Genomic DNA, 22,282 nt, shown 5'->3' on the forward strand with positions numbered 1-22,282 from the left:
AATATGTTTTCAAAAACAGATGAGGAATTAGAGCAACTTAGTGCGCGCATTACGACCCGTGAAATAGAGCAACAACCACAATTGTGGCAAGAGACTTGGTCAATTTATCAAGATAAAAAGGCAGAAATTCAAGCTTTTTTGGATAAGATCAATCAAAAATGGGGCAAAGTACGGGTAATCTTTACTGGGGCCGGGACGAGTGCCTATGTTGGCAATACTATCATGCCGTATCTGCAGCGACATGGCGATCGGACTAAGTATAATTTTGAATCAATTGACACTACTAAAATTGTTTCCACACCTAAAGATTATCTTGAAGCAGAAACGCCGACTATTTTGGTTTCCTTTGCACGCAGCGGTGATTCGCCGGAGTCAGTGGCAACAGTTGAATTAGCTAAAAAAATCGTGAAGCACTTATACCAAATTGCCATCACTTGTGCTCCAGAAGGGCAATTAGCTAAAGACTTAAAGGGCGATACAGCAGGGTTAGTTGTATTAACGCCAGCTAAATCCCTAGATCAAGGCTTTGCGATGACTGGTTCATTTTCATGTATGAGCTTAACGGCGCTACTGATTTTTGATACGCTAGATGAGCAGCGTAAAGAAAAGATCATTGGTGAAATTGCTCAAATGGGGAAGAGTGTGATTGCGCGTGAGCCAGAAATTCAATCATTGGTCGATACTGATTTTAACCGGATTACATACATTGGCAGTGGTAGTTTAGGTGGCTTGGCTGAAGAAACGCGGCTAAAGATTTTGGAATTAACTGCTGGTGAGGTAGCAGCCTTATTTGACACATCAATGGGGTTGCGTCATGGTCCTAAGTCGTTTTTAGACGGCAAGACAATTGTTTTTGATTATGTTTCTAATAATTCATATACTAGACAATATGATCTGGATATTTTAACCGAGATTAAAGGCGACGACATTGTGCCGTTGGTTATGGCAGTTGGTCAAGAAAAGGACGGACAAAATTTTGCGGGTAAATCCTTTACTTTTGAAGCTGATGAGTTATTGCCCGATGCTTATCTAGCACTGCCCGATGTCATGTTTGGTCAGACGATTGCGTTATTAACTTCGATTAAAGTTAACAATAAGCCGGACACGCCATCTCCGACGGGGACAGTTAACCGAGTAGTTAAGGGTGTAACTATTCATAAATTTATTGGATAATAATTAATATTTTAATTTGAATGAAGGCCTTGTTTTATAATGAGCCTTCATTTTTTTATTTTAAAAACTTATTATTGACAAAAAGTGGTTGGTACCTTATTATATTACTTGAAAGCGCTTTATAAATATTTTTGTGTATTGATGGTATCGGTTCCAGTTTATGAAACTTAACTATCCATAGGAGGAAGATATATGAATATTGTGGGTGCAAGAATCGATGAACGATTAGTTCATGGTCAAGTTGCCAATCTATGGACACCTAAGCTGCAGGTAGAGCGCATTATTGTGCTCGATGAAGCTGCCGCAAAGGATGATATCCAAAAGAGTGGTTTAAGAATGGCTACGCCAATGACAACTAGACTAAGTGTTTTACCAGTAGATGTTGCCGCAGATCATTTAAAGAAGGATCGTTACGGTAACCAAAGATTGTTTCTAGTTGCTAAGAGACCGGAGAGGTTTTTAGATTTGCTTAATCAAGGGATTAAGCTCGATATGATCAACGTTGGTAACATGTCTAAGCGTGATGATACGACCGAATTAACTAAGCAGGTTAACATCAACGAGGAAGATGCTAAGTTGTTTAGGCAGATAGCCAATCAAGGCGTTAAGTTAATTGCTCAAGTAAATCCAAGTGTTGATGCACATGACTTCTTGAAGTTAATTGATGAAAAGATGAAGTAGGAGGAAGAAAAATGGCTTGGTGGCAAATATTACTACTTACTTTATACGCAGGCTTGGAAATTCTAGATGAATTACAAATTTATTCATCATTGAATACGCCTGTTGGTGCCGGATTAATTGCCGGATTAATCATGGGCAATTTACCTGCAGGACTATTTATTGGTGCCTCAATGCAGCTGACTGTTTTAGGTGTTGGTACCTTCGGTGGGGCTTCAAGAATTGATGCGACTACCGGTACGGTTTTAGCAACTGCCTTCTCAGTCAGCATTAAGGGTATGAGTCCACAAGTGGCAATTTCTTCAATTGCCGTTCCAGTTGCGACAATCATGGTGGAATTGGACGTTTTGGCAAGATTTGCTAACACGTACTTTTCACACAGAATTGATCACTTGATTGATGAAGAACACATTAACTATAAGGCAGTTGAACGCAACGTTTTGTATGGTGCTTTGCCATGGTCGCTTTCACGTGCTGTTCCTGTATTTATTGCTTTGGCTTTTGGTCAAGGCTTAGTTCAAACAATTGCCAATGCTTTGAATGGTGACTTGCTTTGGTTAGGTAATGGGTTGACAGTAGCTGGTGCCACATTGCCAGCTGTAGGTTTCGCAATCTTATTACGGTACTTACCAATTAAAAAGCATGCCGCATACTTAATTTTAGGCTTCACGATTACGACGCTGTTCTCAGTTTTGTTCAGCAGTATCCAGGCATTAGGTACTGGTGTTGCTGCAGCAAACAAGAGCTTTACTGCTACCTTTAACGGCTTGCCAATGCTGGCAGTTGCATTGCTAGGTTTAGCACTTGCAATTTTGCACTACAAGAATATTCCGCTTAAGAGCGCTGCACAAAAGACTGTAAGTCAAAGCAACGCAAATGATGACGAGGGGGAAATTACTGATGACGAACTCTAAACCAAAGTATAAATTAACTGATAAAGACTTTAATCAGATTAACAGAAGATCATTATTCGGCTACCAGTTAGGCTGGAACTACGAAAGAATGCAGAACAGTGGCTATCTGTATACGATTTTGCCGCAACTGCGCAAGATTTATGGTGATGATACTCCAGAGTTGAGAGAAATGATGAAGACGCACATGCAGTTCTTTAATACTTCTAACTTCTTTAACACGATTATCACGGGACTTGACCTTGCCGTTGAGGAAAATGAAGGAATTGCTGGTAAAGATACGGTTACTGGTATGAAAGTAGGTTTGATGGGTTCATTTGCGGCAATTGGTGACTCAATTTTCGCTTCCTTAATCCCAGCTATCTTTGGGGCTTTAGCAGCTTCAATGGCTCATGAAGGCAACCCAACTGGAGTTATTATCTGGGTTGCAGTTTGCTTACTAATCTGCGTCTTTCGTTGGAAACAATTACGGATTGCTTATAAGCAAGGTGTTTCTCTAGTTACTGATATGCGGGACCAATTAAACGCATTGACTGATTCAGCCACTGTTCTGGGTGTCTTCATGGTTGGTGCGTTAGTTGCCACAATGGTTAACATCAAGTTTGCTTGGGTACCACAAATTGGTAAAGTATCAATGAACATTCAGAACAATTTGGATATGATTATTCCTAAACTGTTACCTGCAGCAGTTGTTGCCTTTGTTTACTGGCTGCTTGGTAAGAAGGGCATGTCCTCTACTAAGGTAATTTTCATTGTCTTAATCCTTTGTGTAATCTTAGGTGGTACAGGAATTATTGCTAAGATTTAATTTAAATAATTAGAAAGTATATTATGGTAGAAAAAGAATTAGTTTTGATCAGTCACGGGACAATGGCTGAAGGCTTAAAAGCCAGTGCTGAATTAATCATGGGTGAACAAGAGCATTTACATACAGTGTGCTTGTTGCCTGATGAAGGTCCAGAAGACTTTAAGAAAAAGTTTATCGCTGAAATCGCTGGCATGAACCTTGAAGATGTGACAGTTTTTGCCGATTTAATGGGCGGTACTCCAGCTAACGTTGTTAGTCAGATGATTATGGGTGGTCAATCAATCCAATTAATTTCGGGGATGAACTTGCCGCTGGTAATTGAATGGCTTAACAGTCAAATGAATGGTAACGAATCTGATTATATTACTGCTGGCAAGGCAGGGATGGTTAACATTACCCAAATGCTGGCAAACATGAAGAAGTAAAATTATTTAATGTCTAAAAATACCATGAGTTTAAAAAGCTCATGGTATTTTGTTGTTTTGAAGTAATAACAGATTTAGTTAAAGAGCAGCTGAATCGTTTCTAATGGATTAAGTTCAGCGGCAATGGTTGCGATGCCATTTGTAACAGTTACTTGGGCAATTTTAGAGCTAACTGCTTGATCGTTTTTGCGCACAATCGTTACTGTGTTACTTGGTAAGGGCTCACTTAGGTGCCAGCGAATTTGTGAATAAGTGTCTAGGGTAAAGTTGGCTAGCCAAGCAACGTGGCGGTTATCTTGCACGTTTAATTTAACATTCGGCATGGCAATTAAATAATCGATTGGTTGGATACTATCAAGCATTTGCTGTAAAAGTCCTTGCTTGTAAGTGGTAAATTGTGATTCCCAACCATGTTTTGGATCCTGATCCATCGGTAAGACAATAAGATGTTTGTCAATTACCGCCATGACATTGCCTAGTTCTTCATCAAGTGAACTGTAAGCCTTAGACCAGATGGCAACGTCACTGCCTGTTTCATAAGTAAGTTTTAAATAGTTTCCAGTATGCTGCAGCATTGTAATTCTAGGATTTTTAACGTTATCAACTGTGATATTATCTGCTTGTTCAAATGATTGGTAGGCAGTGCGATATGGGTGCCAAACGGCTTTTTTAATGTGCAGCAGTTTACCTAAACCACGCTCAAGCAGGACGTTAACACTTTCGCCGTCTAGTAAAACTGTGTTGTTATTAAGCAATGCAGTAATTTGACTATTGGTAAAATTCCGCAATAATTGTCCCGCAATGGCAATAGTTTGTTTTTGAAGTTTAGTATGAGCACTAACTGGTAGAATTGTGGTTGCAAATCCAAAGGCTGATAGGAGACTAGCCCAATTCTTTTCGTGTGGCAATAATTCTTCTGCTGCTTGACCAGTCTTAGTATGCAAGCAATAACTGGAATCCTGATCAACCAAAATTTTAATGCCAGCTAAGTGGTTTATCTTTAAACGATTTTCAGATAGTTGGTTAACAAATGGCTTAACTTCGGCTAACATTTCCGCATAATGCCAATTTTCATTAATTCCGTTGCCCATCATATCGAATAAATTAAGCAAAATTCCCTTACTGCCAATCAGGGCAGTGGTGATAATCTGGAACTTAGTAAAGGCAAGTGATTTGACTAGTGGCGAATACATGTAACTTTCAAGTTCAGGATATAACTCCGCATTTTCGCCTAAATAAGCAGCAGTGATACGGGTATATTCTTCAAAATTTCGTCCATATTGTAGTGGTGCAACTTCGTTATAGGCGGGCAAATGTGGTCTGGCTACTTGGGGATGATTTGGCCCAGCTTGAGCGGCAAACAATTGCTGCCAATCACGACCCTCAATTGCATGCCAATCAGGGAATGAGGTCATCTGTGCGAGGTCGGTTTCTGGACTAACTTGGTGCACTGCTTCTTCAATTAAATGTTCGTTTTCAATCATTTCCTGGCGAGCTTGGTTTAGATAAATTTGCCGTTCTGGCATAGGTTTTCCCGGCTTAAGCATATTTTTAGCAAAATCTTCGCGCGACTCTGCCTTGCCCAGTTTTTGCTGGTAAAGTCGCATGTGGTAGTCACAAAAGCACATCAACTTTAACGGCGTGTGGTTATAATGGCGAAAATCATCTTCGAGCCATAACCGCCGGGGATGAATGCTAGCATATTGAGCGTAAGTTTGTGCGAGATATTTGCGCCAAGTTGGGTCGGCAGGACAAGCCATGTCTTGCGCTTTTTGTCCATTGATGTCGACAAAGGTGTTAAAGCCAATTGCGGGATTAACCTGGTAGCCGCGATCGGAATGCATGATTGTCGTCCAGGGGTTAAGGCTGGTAGTGACTCCCATTTGCTTGAGCTTTTTCTGCAGCGGCTTAATTGTATCAAGCCAAACTTGAGTTTCTTGAGTAGTTAAATGACTGTGGTTTAGTTCTTCACCATTTATAAAAAAAGCAACGTCGTCAATTTGCCCCTTTTGAACAAATTTAAGCAGTTTTTGATCTTTCTCAGGTGTGTTGGTGCGAGGATCAAGCATGTATCTAAGCGTATAAATAAAAGACATGAAGTTCTCCTATATAAAATAATATGAGCCAAATAGTCATACAGTCATACTGACCCATTTTGATTGTTAATCCGTATAATTAAAATTATAAAACGCTTTCAAAAAAGATTAAAGTGCTTTAAGCGAAATTTATTTCACCTGATTCATATTACTTATAAGGTTAAATTTTACTATTTTATAAATAATCGTGAAAAGCTTTACATAAAAGGCAGATAAGCTTTAAAAGCGATTTACATGAGTATATAATAACGGTGTGCGATTAATTTGAATTAAAGGAGAAAAATAATGAGAACAATTTCTTCAGAAGTTGCTAAACATATGGCGAACCTGTCAACTGATAATGGCGTGATTAGTGCTTTGGCGATTGACCAACGTGGTTCATTGAAAAAGATGTTGGCAGAAGCTGCCAACAAGCCAGCCGACGAAACAACAATTGTTGATTTTAAAAAGGCAATTTCAAGTGAATTAACACCTTATGCTTCATCAATTTTGACTGATCCAGAATATGGCTTACCTGCAACTAAAGTTAGAGATAAGAATTGTGGGTTGCTGCTTTCTTATGAAAAGACCGGTTATGATACAACTGAGCCGGGCAGGATGCCAGACTTGATTGCTAACCAATCAGGTTTGCGGATTAAGAATGAAGGCGGCGATGCGATTAAGTTCTTGCTCTATTACGATCCAGATGAGGGCGAAGAAATTAACGATAAAAAGCAAGCCTTCGTTGAAAGAGTCGGTGCTGAAGCTAAAGCCAATGAATTACCATTGTTCTTGGAATTATTGACTTATGATGCAAATATCGCTGATGCTAAAGGTGCAGACTTTGCTAAGGTAAAGGCCGACAAAGTTTTAAAGACTATGAAGGAATTTTCAGCACCAAAATATGGTGTAACAGTTTTGAAGGTAGAAATTCCATTCAACATTAAGTTTGTTGAAGGCTTCAATGGTGATAATGAAGTTGTTTACACACAGGCTCAAGCTAAGGAATTGCTGAAGAAACAATCAGATATTACTGATTTGCCATATATCTTCTTGTCAGCTGGGGTAACATCAGAAGAATTCATCGCTGAAATCAAGATGGCTGAAGAAGCTGGGGCTGACTTTAATGGTGTTCTTTGTGGTCGTGCCACATGGAAGCCATCAATCAAGCCATTTGCTGCAGAGGGTGAAGAAGTCGGTAAGAAATGGCTGGCCACTCAAGGCAAAGAAAATATCGAAAACTTGAACAAAGCATTAACAGGAGCAAAATCTTGGCGTGACAAGTTAACAGTAGAAAAATAAAATAATTAACTTAAATTAAAACATTCTATGGCTAAAACATAGAATGTTTTTTTGTTTTAGTGTAAATTAGTATTAAATTATTTTTAATAATCAAGAAATATTTAATTTATTTATAAGGAGATATGGAATGCTTAAAATTGTGGCTTATGGTGTTCGTGAAAACGAAGTGGCCTTTTTTGAAAAGTTAAACAAGTATCATTATGACTTGAAACTAGAACAGGAATTGTTGACTCATGATAATGTGGCAACTGCTAAGGGTGCGGATGCCGTATTATTGCGCGCCAATTGTGTTGCTGATGCAAAAAACTTGGCTAAATTCCATGATTGGGGAATAAAGTATGTTTTTACACGGACAGTTGGCTTTAATCATATTGATTTAAAAACCTGCGCCGAATATGGAATGAAGGTTGCGCGAGTTCCTGCGTATTCACCTTATGCGGTTGCAGAATTGGCGTTAACTCTAGGGATGATGCTGTTTCGCCATCTTGCACTAGCAACGACTAGTACAGATAATGGTGACTTTCGCGTGTTACCCAGCATGTTTTCTGGTGAAATCCATTCAGGAACTGTTGGAATTATTGGTACTGGGCGAATTGGTGCTACTGAAGCTAAACTTTATCATGGGTTTGGCACCAATGTCCTTGCCTATGATCCATACCCAAGTGATTATGCGAAACAATTTGTAACGTTTGTTAGCCAAGATGAATTGCTCGCTAAGTCTGATATTGTTTCAATTCACGTTCCGTATTTCCCTGGGCAAAATGATAAGCTGATTGATGCTGCCTTTCTAAGTAAAATGAAGAAGTCAGCAGTGCTAGTTAATACGGCAAGGACGCAGCTGGCAGATTATGATGCAATTATTGCTGCTGTCAAAAATGAGACAATTGCTGGCTTTGCTTCGGATGTTTTGCCTAATGAGGCTAAAGTGATGGGGCATAACTTTAACGGTCAAATTACTGATTCACAAACAAGGCAATTGCAAGAACTCTATCCTAAAGTCTTGCTCACACCGCATATTGGCTCTTACACCAGTCCAGCCTTGATTGATATGATTGCGGTCAGTTACGAAAACTTTCATCAGGTTTTGCTGACTGGTCGCACCGATAATGACGTTAAGTTAGAATGATAACTAAAAAAGCACAAGTTCTTGATATAAAAACTTGTGCTTTTAGTTATTTAAAGTGATAATTTAAAATTTTATTTAGGTATTGATGCCGTCTGGCTAGTGATGAATTAGTAATACCGCCAAAATGTAGCCAATGTCTATCTTGCATGCCTAACTGGTGTAAAGTGTGATTGATGAAAATTCTCTTAATTGCATTGCCATTAAATAAGCGAATGTAAAACTTAGGCGAAGTTGAAGTTGTTAAGACGTATGTATGCTTGATATTCGTTAATTCACCGTGAACACCAGTTTTGGAAACAGTGTGGGACAGTCCATCTCCTTCTTTCATTACTTTATCGATAAAGCCTTTGAGCATACCAGGAATACTATTCCACCAAAGCGGTGTGATAAAAATAATGGTTGATGCGCTTTTTAATAGAGCTAGATATTTTTTAACAAGTGGGTCATGGGTATTGCCATCATGAAATAACCGTAATTCTTCTTGGTCGTAAACTGGGTTAAAGCCATCATGGTATAAGTCAATTACAGTGAAGTCACTCTTATTTCTAGTCAAATTTGTCTTAATTGCTGTTAAAACGGCATGATTAAAACTTTTGTCGTAGGGATGACAGTAGATAATTAATGTTTTCATTTCATTCGTCTCCTTTAATCATTTGAATAAGTGTTAGTTGAACTAATTGTTTGTTGTAATTTGTAATGCCGTTTTTAATTAGTAGAGCATAGCCTTGGATGAAAGACCAAATTTGAATGAAAAAATCATCGCTGGTAGTACTGTTATTCTGAGTAATTTGGTCAGTTAATTGACGCATTTTTACTAGAAATGGAAATTCGTTAGCAGTATTTTTAAAGGCAGCTGTAGCATTTTCATTGAAAAAAAGGAATTCCATTGTGTTTGGATGTTCTTGTACCTGGTTAACAAAATAATCAGCAATTTGTAGAAGTTGTGCTTCTGGCTTATCGTTGTGAAAGTCAATTTGTGCGATAAAGTCTTGTGATAATTTAATAGTTGCTTGATTAAATAGGTCATTTTTACTAGTGAAATGCTTGTAAAAGGCGCCGGTTGTTAAACCAAGTGCAGCAGTTAATTTTCGTAGTGAAAGATTTTGAAAACCTTCTTGGTCAATAACTTGGATGGCTCGTTCAACTAATTGTTCTTCTGTTTTTTTCATATCTATCTTCCTATTTTAGATAACAGTGTTACCATGATTTCAACTTTTATGATAACACCGTTATCTTAAAAGGACAAGAAATTTTTGTAAAATAAAAAGCTTCCTTAATGGGGAAGCCTTTTATTGTTAGGACTAATCTTCGACTTTCTTAGCCTCATTCATCGCCTTCATCAATGAAGGGTTCTTAGAGTGACAATCCTTAATCATTTGCCAATCTTTTTCGTCTAATTTAACAACGTATTTGCTCATGATAAAATTCCTTTCATTAAAAATACAATTTAACTATAGCACTTTTCGCAATAATAGAAGAATAGAGTTCACAACTATTTTTGCAATTGTGTTGCAAAATTGATTGTTGTCTAGACCATTTGCTATGTGCAAATTTGATTTTTTACCAGTGAATGATGCTTCAGGTGTTGATTTTAACGGGATTATTAATTTTAGAAAGCGCTTTTGCAAAATATTACAATTATTACATAAAGTTGTCACTGGGTAATCAATTCTTAAAGTCTGAGAGATAGTTCTGTTATGGTTCTGACATTTTAACACTGTAGTATAGAGACAATCAAATTGAGTAAGTCGTTTTTGGATTTACTCAATTTTGGAAAGAAAATGATATGAAATTTTTTTATTAAGGAGAGATAATTTTTGAAGGTAAAATCTATCTTAGTTAAATCAGCAGCAGTGGCAGCATTAACAGTTTCAGGTGCAATGGTGATGAATAGTGCAAAGACAAGTACTGTTCACGCAGCAACGGTTGCTAATGATGCGGCAGTTGTTACAGTGAACTACGTTGACGGCAACTTAATTCACGTTTGGAATAATTACGAAAATCCAGTAGCTACTGGTCAAGTTTTACCAAGTAATTCTTCTTGGAAAGTTATCAAAACCGCTTACGATGCTCAAGGTCATAAATGGTACGACCTTGGCAAAAATCAATGGGTTAAAGCTGCATACGTTAACAAAGGCTACTCCCCAGCTCAAGATACACAAGTAACAACAAATAATGCAGCTAATACTAATAACACTGCTTCTACTAATCAAACTGTTGTTGCAACTACTTCTGATTCAGAATCCAGTGCCAAGGCATGGATTGCTGGACATGAATCAGGCGGCTCATACAGTGCGCAAAATGGCCAATATATCGGTAAATACCAGCTTTCTTCTTCATACCTTAACGGCGATTATTCTGCCGCTAACCAAGAACGAGTTGCGGATAATTATGTTGCTAGTCGTTACGGCTCATGGGCAGCTGCTAAGGCTTTCTGGCAAGCAAATGGTTGGTATTAATTTTTAAGATCACCAATATCATAAAACTGAATAATCTAAATAGGCGTTAGTCAAAATTGACTAACGCCTATTTTGTTGTAATTTTTTCACTAAAAGCTCAAGTGTTTTTAAAGAAATCGTTTACATTTTACTGAAAAATAGTATACTTAAATTAAAGATTATATAAGATTATATAATTAAATATAATTTAAGGAGTGGATATTATGAAAAAAGAACATATTGACCAGATTAATAGAGCGGTTGAGGAAGTTAAGAAGCGGGATATCAAGAGTATTTATTTTGTCGCTTGTGGTGGTTCGCAAGCGGTATTAATGCCAGGTAAATACATGATGGACAGAAATACTGACCTAATTAGCCAAGTATATACTGCAAATGAATTTGTTTATGATGCACCAAAATCCCTAGGCAAGAATTCAATTGTTATTTCGATATCACATTCTGGTACTACTCCAGAAACTGTTAATGCTACTAAATTAGGAAAAGAAAAAGGTGCCATCACTATTAGCTTTTCTCACGCTGATGAATCTCCATTATGGCAAGCAACTGAATTTCCAATTCACTATGATTGGGGAACAGATGCTGATGCCAGTGATTTAAATAAGCCTGTAGTATATGGTTTAGTATTTAAGTTGTTAGAGCACTTTACTGGTGATAAAAAGTGGGCTGTTTGCTTTGATGAATTGAATAAGTTACAAGACTTAACAGTTAAGGTAAAGAAGGATCACGCTGAATCCGCTGAAAAATGGGGCCAAAGCTATAAGCGCAGTGCAAATATTTATACTATTGGTAGTGGCATCAACTATGGTGAAGTTTACTCAACTGCAATGTGCTGGTTTATGGAAATGCAATGGATTAACTCAGCAGCAATCAATTCTGGCGAATATTTCCATGGCCCATTTGAAGTTACAGACTATGATGTACCGTTTATTTTAGTTAAGAGTATTGGTAATACTCGTCACCTTGATGAACGAGTAGAAAAATTTGCTAAGCAACATACTAAGTGCTTAGAAGTTCTTGACCAAGCAGATTTGCCATTAGATGATGTAAAGCCAGAAGCTAAAGAATTTATTGCAGCTATTTTATCTGGTGTTGTTATTAGACAAATGGTTGAGGCAATTGCATACGAACGTGGTCATTCATTGGATGTTCGTAGATATATGTGGCACCTTGATTATTAATTAAGAGTGGGTAATTAAATATGATTAAAATTTTTAGAGTAGATCATCGTTTAATTCATGGACAAGTTGTTTTTTCATGGGTTAAGCAATATTCTATTAATCGAATTATTGTGGCGGATGACATAGTCCCAAACAACCCAATGGCTAAAATGGCATTATCAATGGCTAAGCCAACAGATTGCGAATTGGACATTGTGCCGATTAATCAAGTTGCTTCTATTGTTGAAGCAAATCCTAAAGATCAAATTATGATTTTGGCAAAAGGACCAGTTGAAGCATTAGCAGTAACGGAGCAATTACCAGAAGTAACAGAAATTAATTATGGTGGCGTTGCTAAAAAAGACGGTTCAAAGCAATATGGTAAAACCATTTTTCTAAATGATGAAGAATTAGAAGCAACCAGAAAAATTATTGCTAAGAACATTAAGATTGTGGTTCAACAGGTTCCAGCAGTTTCTCCAGAAAAAGTGGACTTTAATAAGTAGTGAGTAAGGAGGATGAGTTATGTTAATAAAAGCAATCCTGCTAGGCTTAGTGTCGATAGTCGGCGTTATTGACTCAAGGCTGATTGGTAGACAGAATCTTGGTCGACCATTGATTTTGAGTACATTGACTGGTTTAGCGCTAGGTAATTTAAAAGCTGGCATTATTTTGGGCGCTTCGATGGAATTAATCTCAATGGGATTTGTTGCCATTGGTGCTGCAGCTCCGCCAAATATGCAAATTGGTAGTATTGTGGCTACAGCATTTGCAATTATTTCTGGTGCTAGTAAGGAAACGGCATTAGCCATTGCGTTGCCAGTAGCTGTTGCAGCAGAATTTATTGATATTTTAATGAGAATGATTATTGCGCAATTTGGTCACGTAGCCGACAAAGCGATTGATGATGGTAAATTTAAAAAAGCCCAGCATATTCATGTGATTTGGTCATTTTTATTAAATTCAATATTGTATTTTGCTTTGATTTTCGTTGCCTTTTATTTTGGCGCTAATTCGATCAAACCGATCGTTAATAGTATTCCTACTGTAATAACTCATGGGTTAACAGTTGCGGGGAATCTATTATCAGCATTGGGATTTGCTATGTTGCTGAGTACAATGCTCAGTAAAAAGCTATTTCCATATTTCTTATTCGGCTTTTTAGTAGTTGCGTATTCAAATTTGAGTCTGATTGGCTTAACCTGCTTCTCGGTTTTGTTAGCCTTTATTATGGATAAAGTCAATTATGGTGGAAAGAAGGCAGCGAAATAAAAATGGAAGAATCTGAAAAGAAAAGTTTGATTACAAAAAAAGATTTACGTAAGGTTTTCTTTAGATCAATGACCATTATGTGTTCGTGGAACTATGAGCGGCAAATGCATATGGGCTTTATGTACGGAATGGCTCCAATTTTAGACAAACTATATGCTGATGATTTGGAAGAAAAGAAAAAGGCCTATAAACGTCATATGCAGTTTTATAACTGTACACCGCAATTGACTTCCTTTATCATGGGGATTGCTGCTTCGATGGAAGAACAAAATGCTCAAAATAAGGGTGAATACGATCCTGAATCAATCTCAATGATTAAGACCAGTTTAATGGGGCCATTTGCTGGGATTGGTGATTCGTTTTTCCAAGGTACAGTTAGAATAATTACTTTTGGTATTGGGCTTTCATTTGCCAAGCAAGGCAGTATTTTAGGTCCATTGCTAGCAGTTGGATTGTTTATGATACCTTCATTGCTGACCTCATATTACGGTACATTTTTAGGTTATAATTCTGGGAACAAGTACTTAACTAAGATGTATCAAGAAGGTTTAATGGACCGCATAATGGAATTTGCTTCTATTATTGGTTTATCAATAGTCGGTGGCATGGTTGCTAGCATGGTAGATATTACGACGCCAATTAAATTTGCTGCAGGTGGAGCTAAACTAACCTTGCAGTCAATTTTAAATCAAATGTTTCCTAAAATGTTACCCTTGCTGTTTACTTTAGCAATCTATTATTTGATTAAGAAAAAGATTAATACAAATGCCCTCTTAATTGGTATTATCATTTTTGGTATAATAATAGGTGCTTTGGGAATTTTGTAAAATAAAAGTCCATTTTCAGCTTAATGTCTGATAAATGGACTTTTTTATTGCTTTATAGTAGGATACACGTATGAAAATGATGAAAAATGATAAGCCATTATATTTACAAATTGCTTCTTTGATTAAAAGCAATATTTATTCTAATAAGTATTATCCCACACAAAAATTACCGACTGAAAGCGAACTTTGTGCTCTATATTCAGTTAGTAAAATAACAGTTCGTAAAGCAATAAAGATTTTAGAAGCTCAGAATTTAGTTAAAAAGATCCGTGGTAAAGGTACTTTTGTAAAAGTTAAAAAAGAAAGTTTACAAATTGGAAAGGATTCAGTTGGTTTTACTGACTTTTTTTCAACCAAAGGACAACAATTAGAGAGCCAATTTTTGCAAACTCAAATTATTAATGAAGCTAATGAATTACCAGAAGAAATTCAAGCCAAGTTTTCGGTTCCAGTTGTCTACATTAAACGTCTTTTTATTAGGGAAGGAGTGCCGATTGGGCTAGATAATCTCTATGTTTCTGGTGAGGAATTTCCTAAATTTATTGAAAAGATGCTAACGTCAAAAGGTTTGTATAATACTTTGCTAGAATATTATGGCGTCAAGATTACTAAATCAGAATTGAAAATTGATGGCATAATGGCTGTTGCAGAGTATGCGGATGAATTAAAGTGTGCACTTGGTGATCCTCTGTTTGTTGTTAAAAAGGATGGCTATACTGCAGACAATCACTTGATCCATTCTTCTAAGTCAATTGTTAGATGCGATCGCATAGAATACAAGTTTACTATTTAAAATTGTAAATACTAGAGATTAAGAAAGACTGTTTATGATGTCTTTCTTTTATTTTAGACAAAAATATCCTGTTAGACAGATTACCATAAGGTATCTGTCTAACAGGATATAATGAGCTATCTTTAAAATTAATATTAACTATTCAGCGGCTTTTTATTAGTAATAATGATTCCTGAAACTAGCAGTAGCACGCCTAAAATTGTGTAGACAACAAAAATTGGCGTCCAGGAATGAAGCAAGCCCTGCAAGTAGCCTGATAGAGCAGGACCAACTGCTGCTAGGAGATAGCCAAACGATTGGGCTGTCCCTGATAATTGAGCTGTTTGCCTAAAGTTAGCTGACTTCTTTTGAAAGAAGACAACGCAGAGACTAAAGGCTGAGCCAGCACCAATCCCTAAAATAATTGCCAGAATCACATTGGCAGTAAAGTTTCCGGGGAATAGCAGCAATAGTCCTGCACCTACGGCAAATCCACCACCGACGATACTAGAAGCTAAAGCCATGCCGATCTTTTTCCGAGCAATAATTGGCGTCAATAAGGACATTGGCATCCCACATAATTGAAAAATTGTTGCCAATAATCCTGCCGTTGTCACGCTAAAGCCTGTGCTGGTCCAAAAGCTTGGCAGCCAAGTCAACATTGAATAGTAGAGTAGTGACTGGGTACCAAAGAAGAAGGTAATTAACCATGTTAATTGATAGTGATTAATTGAAGTAACCGTATTTTGCGTGGTTGTCTTAGCATGGTGCGGCTTAGGAACGATTCGGACAACAACTGCCCATAATAAAAAGCCACCGAGGCCAATTAAACTAAATAATGCCAGCGTCATTGGCAAGTTGATTTTTTTAACTAACGGAGCTGCAAGTCCAGTTCCAAGAGAGGCTACTAGTCCCATGGTAAAAGTATAAAGACTGGTGAAAACCGTCGCCTTGGTTGGAAAGTATTCCTGAATAACGGCAGGAAGTAGCACGTTACCACCAGAAATTCCAATACCAATTAATATCGTTCCCAGCAATAGAAAGCAGCTGTTAGGGATAACGCGTAAATAGCCGCCAATTGCTAGGATTAAAAGTGTAAAAAATAGCACTTTGGCATTACCTTGCTTAATCCCAAGGTGAGCAATGACTGGCGATAATAAGGCAAACATGACTAGTGGAATAGTTGTCAGCCAGCCGCTCATACTTGGCGCCAAGCCAATTTCGCTTTGCAGCCAGGGTAAAATTGGCGGAATCATTGTAATTGGCAGCCGTAAATTAGCGGCAATTAGTAAGATACCTGCACCAATTAAAAAATTTTTCCTTTTCACATTAACACGTTCTTTCAATTTTTTTGTTTGCTGAAGCATCAGTTAATAACTTTAATGGAAAAATAATATTTTGGCAAATAGGCTGTTTTAATAAGAGAAGCATAATTAAATTAATTGGCATTAACTAGCAATAAGTTTTAAAATGACAGTTAAAGCCACAAAGAGATATAGAATTATCGACTCTCGAGGAAATTAAATGAAGAAAAATAAATTTGTGCTTGCTTTAATTAGTGTTACTTTGTTGTTGATTGGTACGGTAGATGTGCAAAGCAATTCTCAATCCGTCATGGCAGCAACTCAAGGCTATGTTAAAGTTAAGACAAAGAAAAAGGTCCGGCTTTATTGGGTTTCTGGGCAGCATTCTAATTATTATGCTTTACCGAACCGTAAATATTCGTATAGTAGTAAAAGTCGAATTGGTAAGAAGCATTTATCTGCTTATAAAATTGGTAATAATGCACACTGGATTTTAGCTAAAGATGTGAAGATAGTTAAAAAAGCCAAAGCTGTTACCTATGTCAAAGCCCAAATGGTTTTGCCGCGAGGGTACAATCGGGCAGAGTTGCTCAAGGCCTATGAGGGTCACCCTAGTAAAGGATTTATCGCTGCTTCCATGCAAGGGATGAAGGCCAATACTTTTAGCCGTAATCATCTTGCCGAGAGTAAGGCAGATAATCAGACGCAGGTTGACTTAGACAATATAACGCCAGAGCAATTGATGACTTTATCGGATTTTTCTCTTAGATTAATTAATGAAGCTCGCAATAACTTAGGCCTCAAGGCTTGGGTGGATAGTGCTGGTACGCAAAAATTGGCACAAGCAATTGCGACAGAGTATGAACAAAATGGCAAAACGATCAAGGATGGCCATTATGTGCCGGGGATTGTCCGCGCCTGCCAAGCTAACGGCTTAAATTTGAATGACAATTATGTTGAAGATATGGCTGGCTTTTATAATCAGAAGCAAACGTTGTCGATGACCGAACTGAAGAAAAGTATTTATTTTGGCATTAAACAGATGATATTTGGTTATGTTGGCAGTGGTGAAAGTGATCGCGGTAAACGTAGTTACTATCAAGAGTGGGAACATGCTGGAGATTTGTTTAACACGCAAGGATCTTTGCACGATGGTGATTATAATTATTTTGGCTTCAGTGTATCGCGAACCGACGACATTTGTTCACTACATTTTATTAGTGTGCCGACTTACGTTGTAAAAGATAAGAAGTATAATTTAAGTTTTAAGCCATAATTCTGAAAGCTAAAAAGACAGTTTACAATTAATGTAAGCTGTCTTTCTTTTTGCTAGATAATTTTAAAAAATAAATTTGGTAAAAGCTTGGCTAATACCATCATCGTCATTTGAGCTAGTAATATAGTCGGCTTGGTCTTTAGCTTGCTGACTACCGTTACCCATGCACACACCTGTACCAGCAAAATTAAACATGGGAATATCATTGCGTTCATCGCCAAGTGCCATGACTTCGCTAGCATTAATTTTTAGCGTAGCACAAAGCTCTTTTAAGCCATTACCCTTGTTGACCTTGGGGTTGAGCAACTCGATGAAGTGTGGATCGGAGCGAATAACATAGAGCTCTTTGCCAAATTCAGCTGAAATGCTGTCTTGATAACGATCAAGTAATTCAGACTCGCCGACAAAGCAACCTTTAGCAACTGAAAAGCTGTCAGGAAATTCGTCTGGCGTACGCACATATAGAGGAGCAGTATTTTCGTAAGCCTGAAGATAGACAACGTAATCAATATTATGATTAGCGGTGATGATGTGTGAATCTTCGTCCACAACATTAAATGGTAACTTGTGGGCTAATGCAAATGCCGTCATTTTACGATAAAGTTCATTGCTAACCAGATCTTTAGTAATAATTTTATCGTCAGCATTGCGTGTAATTGCACCATTTAAGGTAACGGCGTATTGCTCTGGGCCACTAATACCTAGTTCTGTCATATACGGCTTAAGACCTGCAATTGGTCTGCCAGAACAAAGTACAACTTTGACACCTTGGTTAAGTGCCTTAGTGATTGCTGCTTTAGTGCTGGCTAAAATCTGTCCGTCTGAATTTAATAATGTGCCATCGGTATCGATAGCGACTAGTTTGATTGCCATGTTATTTCCTCCTAGCTGTTGCTATAATTACTACTATTATACTAAAATTAAACTAATAATAGTGGAGGAAAAAGAATGTCAGTTTATATTCGTTTGGCGCAAAGTGCTGATCTGTCGGCAATTATGACGATTATTAACCAAGCAAAAGAGTTGTTAAAGTGCGATGGTAGTCCCCAATGGCAGGATGGACATCCTAATAGGCAGATGTTTCAGGATGATATTATTAAAAAGCGCGCGTACGTGTTAATTGTTGACCAAGAAGTAGCAGGAGTTGCGGTCTTACAAACTACTCCTGATCCTAATTATGATGAAATTACGGGTGCATGGCAAAATATGACGACTAGATATGCAACAATTCACCGAATTGCAATTTCTGATCAATATCGCGGTCAACACTTAGGAATGATTTTTATTTCCAATTTATTGTCACGAGGAGTATTCTTGGGATTTCATAACTTTCGCATTGATACGCATGCTTTGAATAAGCGCATGCAAGGGTTAATCAAGAAGTCAGGCTATCAATATCGCGGCATAATTCAAGTTGACCCAACGCCAGATGGAGCTAGATATGCGTATGAATTAAACTTATAACAAGAAAGCAGAAATTTTACTTGACTTAGGCGTTACATTTCTCTATACTTATAAATGTTGAGTGACAAGTAAAAGCTCAAATGTTTGGGTTATAGCCAAGCGGTAAGGCACTAGTTTTTGGTACTAGTATGCGCTGGTTCGAATCCAGCTAACCCAATTAAAGTAATTAGTCTTAATGTCAATTAGCTTCAAGCGTTGGTGTTAAGGCTTTTTTGTTGTTAGGAATTAGATAAAATTAGCTGTAATTTTAAGAATTGGTGCAAAATTTTAGGCAAAGGTAGATTAATCAAAATATTCTAAAATTGGTCTAAACGTAAAAAAGTGACCCGAAAAAAGCTATAATAATTGTGTTCAGTAATTTAAATCTATTAGCTTAGATACCTCAAGAAAGCCTTAATAACGGGCTTTCTTTTTGTTTATCATTATTTAAAAAGGCTAAATTTCACTTACTAAAAGTCGGTTACAACATTTTTGAAAATTGGCTCGGTTAAAAATCAACTTTCTGAAATTAATAGAAATTAGGTTACAACATTCGGTGCATCCCTTTAGAGTGTTAAATTGTTTGTTTAAGCTAAACCGCCGTAAACCTTACTGGGTACCGAAACGTTACTGTATTATTTTACAGGGCATCAAAAAATCCTCTGCGTTAACAGAGGATCATTTTAATGACTGCCTAAAGTAATCGGCTTTAGGACTTTTTGAGGTTTGCCTCAAATAAGTTTCATTATTGGTGTGGTATCTGGGATATTAGCCAATGTTATTGCTGATCTGATTGGCGATTATATTAGACGTCACCATAAGCAATAATTTTAAAAAGGGAGCATGTGGGCAATACCACTGCTTTTTTTTATTATAGAAGCTGAGATACTGAGATGGCATTTGTAAGATCTAACCACCTAATAGTAATAAAAAATCCTCTGCATAAACAGAGGATCATTTTAATGATTGCCTAAAGTAATCGGCTTTAGGACTTTTTAAGGTTTGAAGCCTTGTAGAGCTTTATAGTTGGCTTAGTATCAGGGATACTAGCCAATGTTATTGCTGATTTGATTGTAGATTACATCAAAAATCACCATAAGCAATAATTTCAAAAGGGAGCGTGTGGTCAATACCACTGCTCTCTTTTTATTATAGCAGGAAATTGTGCCTACTTAAAATTGTTTTCTTTAACGTATTTTCCACTATCAATGCAGTAGTAATTTTTGCCATTAATTGTAACTACTGGACCTAAGACAAGCAATGAATGATTTTTCTTTAATGACTTTTGCCGTATTTTTTTGCCAAATTGATTATAGACATAAGCATTATGACGTAACTTTTTAACTGCAAATTGCGGTTTTTGCTTACCATTATACATTACGTAAGTAGCAGCAGGACACTTAGCATTTGCTTGATCATATAGGCTTTGTAATTCGCCAGTTGTAAAAATTTTGCCATTTGGCTGGTTGACGGTTCCTGTACCGATTGCTTGAATATGGTCTTTGCCACTTGCAAGGCTTGCATCAGGATAAATTCGGTGATGACCTAGCTTTAAAATGAAGCCGTTGGGATCACCAGTGTTTTTGAGCATATCTTGAATTAAATCGGTTCGCTCGAATTTATTATGAATAATGTGATTAGTATCAAAGTTGCTAAGATCAAGTTTGACTAGTTTAGCATCGTCTTGGAAGGTAAAGCGACTATGCGTGACCTTTTTGGTATTGAAGCTTGATAAATTGATAGTCCGCAAATTCTTAGCACCTTTGAACATCCCGCTCATCCGATGTAATTTCTTGGTATTAAAATTTGATAAATCAAGGTCAGTTAAACTGGTTGCACTGTTAAACATGTCAGTCATATCAGTAACTTTTTTGGTATTAAAACGGCTTAAATCAATGCTGGTTAAATTAGGAGTATTGCGAAACATGCTATTCATATTGGTAACATTACTGGTGTCAAAATTGTGTAAATCAATTTCAGCTAAGCCGCTACCTTGGAACATTTGGTCCATATCAGTTACATTTTTAGTATTAAAACTAGAAATATTTAGCTTGGCTAAGTTAGTATCGCTAGCAAATAATCCTTCCATGTTGGTAACTTGGCTTGTATCAAAGCTTGAAAGGTCCAGCTCGGTCAAATTCGGATCGCTGTTAAAGACTAATAACATGCGCTTAACGTTTTTAGTATTAAAATTATGCAAATCAAGCTTGGTTAAAGCTGGATCGCGTTCAAACATCCCACTAATGTCAGTTGCTTTAGCAGTATTTAAAGCACTAACATCAATTGCTGGTAGTTTGGGATTATTGCTGAACATGCCGTTAAAATCAGTTACATTATGAGTATCTAGTTTACCTAGATTAAGGGCAACTAATTGCCGGTTATTGGCAATCATATTACGCATGTTGGTGACTTTACTGGTATTTAAATTGCTAAGATTAAGTTCTGTTACGCCAGTTCCTGAAAACATGTTGGCCATATTGGTAACGTTGCTCGTGTCAAAATTGGCGACGTTTAGATTAGTAATATTAGGGGTGTAATTAAACATTCCTTCCATATTAGTGACTTTTGCGGTGTTGAATTTACTTACATCAAGGTTAGTTAATTTGTTATCACCAGCAAACATCCAACCCATGTCGGTAACCTTACTGGTATCAAAGTTGCTTAAATCTAAATTACGCAAATTATTATCTTCTTTAAATAAAAAGTGCATGTTGGTGACGTTACTGGTATCAACTTTGTCTAATCCGGTAATGTTTTCTAAGCCTTCAAGTTGGCAGAAAAGGTAGCGCGAATTGGCTGGTAACTTAATTTGATCAGTAAAGACAAGGTGCTTAAGTTTACTATCACTATAAACTTGTTCCTCAGTATCTTCGTCTCCGGATTTACTGTCGTTAGTGACAATCTGTGCTAACTGTTCAGTTCCTAATTGGTTACCGGCGCTGCCCGGACTAATGGTTAAGGTCTGAGAATTTTTATTATACGTCCAAACACACTCGCCATCATTACCAGTCGTGATTTGACTGTCAGTTAGTTCAGTTGATGTTTGATTGTCAGTAGGTGCAGCGGCATTAATAGTAGTATCTGTACTGGCTAAGATAGCTGCGCTAACGGCAACCGCATTGAATAGTAATAGTTGCTTTTTACTTGTTAAAAAATGTCTTTTTTTCATATTAATCTCCTATATTATTTATTACTTACCGCTATTGTAAATGCTTAGTTATTGAAAGTTAATCAGGATTAATAAAATTTTATTTTTTCTATTTAAAAGTGGAGG

Annotated in this window: 21 protein-coding genes and 1 tRNA gene; 16 read left to right on the forward strand and 6 right to left on the reverse strand. The window is 37.1% G+C overall.

Going from position 1 to position 22,282, the window contains the following annotated elements; all coding sequences use genetic code 11:
* Nucleotides 1–3: 3 nt before the first annotated feature.
* The 5 genes from OZX76_RS01715 to OZX76_RS01735 all read left to right on the forward strand — a co-directional run bounded on the left by OZX76_RS01715 (nt 4) and on the right by OZX76_RS01735 (nt 3,995).
* Nucleotides 4–1,173 carry an SIS domain-containing protein gene (locus OZX76_RS01715; protein ID WP_277180431.1) on the forward strand — a complete coding sequence of 390 codons (1,170 nt, stop codon included), beginning with the start codon at nt 4–6 and terminating at the stop codon, nt 1,171–1,173.
* Between the two features lie 192 nt (nt 1,174–1,365).
* Complete coding sequence (locus OZX76_RS01720) at nt 1,366–1,854, forward strand: PTS sugar transporter subunit IIB (protein ID WP_277180433.1); 489 nt, start codon at nt 1,366–1,368, stop codon at nt 1,852–1,854.
* An 11-nt stretch (nt 1,855–1,865) separates the two neighbouring features.
* Nucleotides 1,866–2,765 (forward strand): PTS sugar transporter subunit IIC, encoded by a 900-nt coding sequence (locus OZX76_RS01725; protein ID WP_277134247.1) that lies wholly within the window; start codon nt 1,866–1,868, stop codon nt 2,763–2,765.
* On the forward strand, nt 2,752–3,570 hold the full coding sequence (locus OZX76_RS01730; protein WP_277134248.1) for a PTS system mannose/fructose/sorbose family transporter subunit IID: 819 nt from the start codon (nt 2,752–2,754) through the stop codon (nt 3,568–3,570). The genes OZX76_RS01725 and OZX76_RS01730 overlap by 14 nt, the downstream gene beginning before the upstream one ends.
* A gap of 23 nt (nt 3,571–3,593) precedes the next feature.
* Complete coding sequence (locus OZX76_RS01735) at nt 3,594–3,995, forward strand: PTS sugar transporter subunit IIA (protein ID WP_277180435.1); 402 nt, start codon at nt 3,594–3,596, stop codon at nt 3,993–3,995.
* A gap of 74 nt (nt 3,996–4,069) precedes the next feature.
* Here the strand turns inward: OZX76_RS01735 and OZX76_RS01740 are convergent, their stop codons facing one another.
* On the reverse strand, nt 4,070–6,091 hold the full coding sequence (locus OZX76_RS01740; protein ID WP_277180437.1) for a hypothetical protein: 2,022 nt from the start codon (nt 6,089–6,091) through the stop codon (nt 4,070–4,072).
* A 285-nt stretch (nt 6,092–6,376) separates the two neighbouring features.
* Here OZX76_RS01740 and OZX76_RS01745 point away from each other — a divergent pair, with 285 nt between their 5' ends.
* The gene (locus OZX76_RS01745) at nt 6,377–7,372 is read left to right on the forward strand and encodes a tagatose 1,6-diphosphate aldolase (RefSeq protein ID WP_277180439.1); all 996 of its coding nucleotides are present in this window, start codon (nt 6,377–6,379) and stop codon (nt 7,370–7,372) included.
* Between the two features lie 127 nt (nt 7,373–7,499).
* Nucleotides 7,500–8,498 carry an NAD(P)-dependent oxidoreductase gene (locus OZX76_RS01750; RefSeq protein WP_277180441.1) on the forward strand — a complete coding sequence of 333 codons (999 nt, stop codon included), beginning with the start codon at nt 7,500–7,502 and terminating at the stop codon, nt 8,496–8,498.
* A 46-nt stretch (nt 8,499–8,544) separates the two neighbouring features.
* Here the strand turns inward: OZX76_RS01750 and OZX76_RS01755 are convergent, their stop codons facing one another.
* Together OZX76_RS01755 and OZX76_RS01760 are read right to left on the reverse strand one after the other, a co-directional pair.
* Nucleotides 8,545–9,129, reverse strand: coding sequence for an NAD(P)H-dependent oxidoreductase (locus OZX76_RS01755; RefSeq protein WP_277180443.1), 585 nt, complete (start codon nt 9,127–9,129; stop codon nt 8,545–8,547).
* A gap of 1 nt (nt 9,130) precedes the next feature.
* The gene (locus tag OZX76_RS01760; protein ID WP_277180445.1) at nt 9,131–9,667 is read right to left on the reverse strand and encodes a TetR/AcrR family transcriptional regulator; all 537 of its coding nucleotides are present in this window, start codon (nt 9,665–9,667) and stop codon (nt 9,131–9,133) included.
* Nucleotides 9,668–10,315: 648 nt separating this feature from the next.
* On the opposite strand from OZX76_RS01760, the gene OZX76_RS01765 reads away from it, so the two are divergent.
* The 6 genes from OZX76_RS01765 to OZX76_RS01790 all read left to right on the forward strand — a co-directional run bounded on the left by OZX76_RS01765 (nt 10,316) and on the right by OZX76_RS01790 (nt 15,006).
* On the forward strand, nt 10,316–10,957 hold the full coding sequence (locus OZX76_RS01765; RefSeq protein WP_277180447.1) for an SLAP domain-containing protein: 642 nt from the start codon (nt 10,316–10,318) through the stop codon (nt 10,955–10,957).
* 203 nt (nt 10,958–11,160) lie between these two features.
* On the forward strand, nt 11,161–12,135 hold the full coding sequence (locus tag OZX76_RS01770) for an SIS domain-containing protein (protein WP_277180449.1): 975 nt from the start codon (nt 11,161–11,163) through the stop codon (nt 12,133–12,135).
* Nucleotides 12,136–12,155: 20 nt separating this feature from the next.
* Nucleotides 12,156–12,620: a PTS sugar transporter subunit IIB gene (locus OZX76_RS01775; RefSeq protein WP_277180451.1), complete on the forward strand. Its 465-nt coding sequence runs from the start codon at nt 12,156–12,158 to the stop codon at nt 12,618–12,620.
* A gap of 19 nt (nt 12,621–12,639) precedes the next feature.
* Nucleotides 12,640–13,386 carry a PTS sugar transporter subunit IIC gene (locus tag OZX76_RS01780; RefSeq protein WP_277180453.1) on the forward strand — a complete coding sequence of 249 codons (747 nt, stop codon included), beginning with the start codon at nt 12,640–12,642 and terminating at the stop codon, nt 13,384–13,386.
* Nucleotides 13,387–13,388: 2 nt separating this feature from the next.
* Complete coding sequence (locus OZX76_RS01785) at nt 13,389–14,213, forward strand: PTS system mannose/fructose/sorbose family transporter subunit IID (RefSeq protein ID WP_277180455.1); 825 nt, start codon at nt 13,389–13,391, stop codon at nt 14,211–14,213.
* A gap of 70 nt (nt 14,214–14,283) precedes the next feature.
* Nucleotides 14,284–15,006: a GntR family transcriptional regulator gene (locus OZX76_RS01790; protein WP_277180457.1), complete on the forward strand. Its 723-nt coding sequence runs from the start codon at nt 14,284–14,286 to the stop codon at nt 15,004–15,006.
* A gap of 134 nt (nt 15,007–15,140) precedes the next feature.
* Here OZX76_RS01790 and OZX76_RS01795 read toward each other — a convergent pair whose 3' ends face one another.
* The gene (locus tag OZX76_RS01795; RefSeq protein WP_277180459.1) at nt 15,141–16,313 is read right to left on the reverse strand and encodes an MFS transporter; all 1,173 of its coding nucleotides are present in this window, start codon (nt 16,311–16,313) and stop codon (nt 15,141–15,143) included.
* Between the two features lie 196 nt (nt 16,314–16,509).
* On the opposite strand from OZX76_RS01795, the gene OZX76_RS01800 reads away from it, so the two are divergent.
* The gene (locus OZX76_RS01800; RefSeq protein ID WP_277180460.1) at nt 16,510–17,565 is read left to right on the forward strand and encodes an SEC10/PgrA surface exclusion domain-containing protein; all 1,056 of its coding nucleotides are present in this window, start codon (nt 16,510–16,512) and stop codon (nt 17,563–17,565) included.
* Between the two features lie 63 nt (nt 17,566–17,628).
* Here OZX76_RS01800 and OZX76_RS01805 read toward each other — a convergent pair whose 3' ends face one another.
* On the reverse strand, nt 17,629–18,438 hold the full coding sequence (locus OZX76_RS01805) for a Cof-type HAD-IIB family hydrolase (protein WP_277180462.1): 810 nt from the start codon (nt 18,436–18,438) through the stop codon (nt 17,629–17,631).
* A gap of 75 nt (nt 18,439–18,513) precedes the next feature.
* Between OZX76_RS01805 and OZX76_RS01810 the strand changes: the two genes are divergently transcribed.
* The gene (locus OZX76_RS01810) at nt 18,514–19,029 is read left to right on the forward strand and encodes a GNAT family N-acetyltransferase (protein ID WP_277180464.1); all 516 of its coding nucleotides are present in this window, start codon (nt 18,514–18,516) and stop codon (nt 19,027–19,029) included.
* Between the two features lie 85 nt (nt 19,030–19,114).
* Nucleotides 19,115–19,186, forward strand: a tRNA-Gln gene (locus tag OZX76_RS01815).
* Nucleotides 19,187–20,176: 990 nt separating this feature from the next.
* On the opposite strand, the gene OZX76_RS01820 is transcribed toward OZX76_RS01815, so the two are convergent.
* Nucleotides 20,177–22,177: a BspA family leucine-rich repeat surface protein gene (locus tag OZX76_RS01820; protein WP_277180466.1), complete on the reverse strand. Its 2,001-nt coding sequence runs from the start codon at nt 22,175–22,177 to the stop codon at nt 20,177–20,179.
* Nucleotides 22,178–22,282: the final 105 nt, after the last annotated feature.

Origin of the sequence: Lactobacillus sp. ESL0677 (assembly GCF_029392875.1) — a bacterium.
GTDB lineage: Bacteria > Bacillota > Bacilli > Lactobacillales > Lactobacillaceae > Lactobacillus.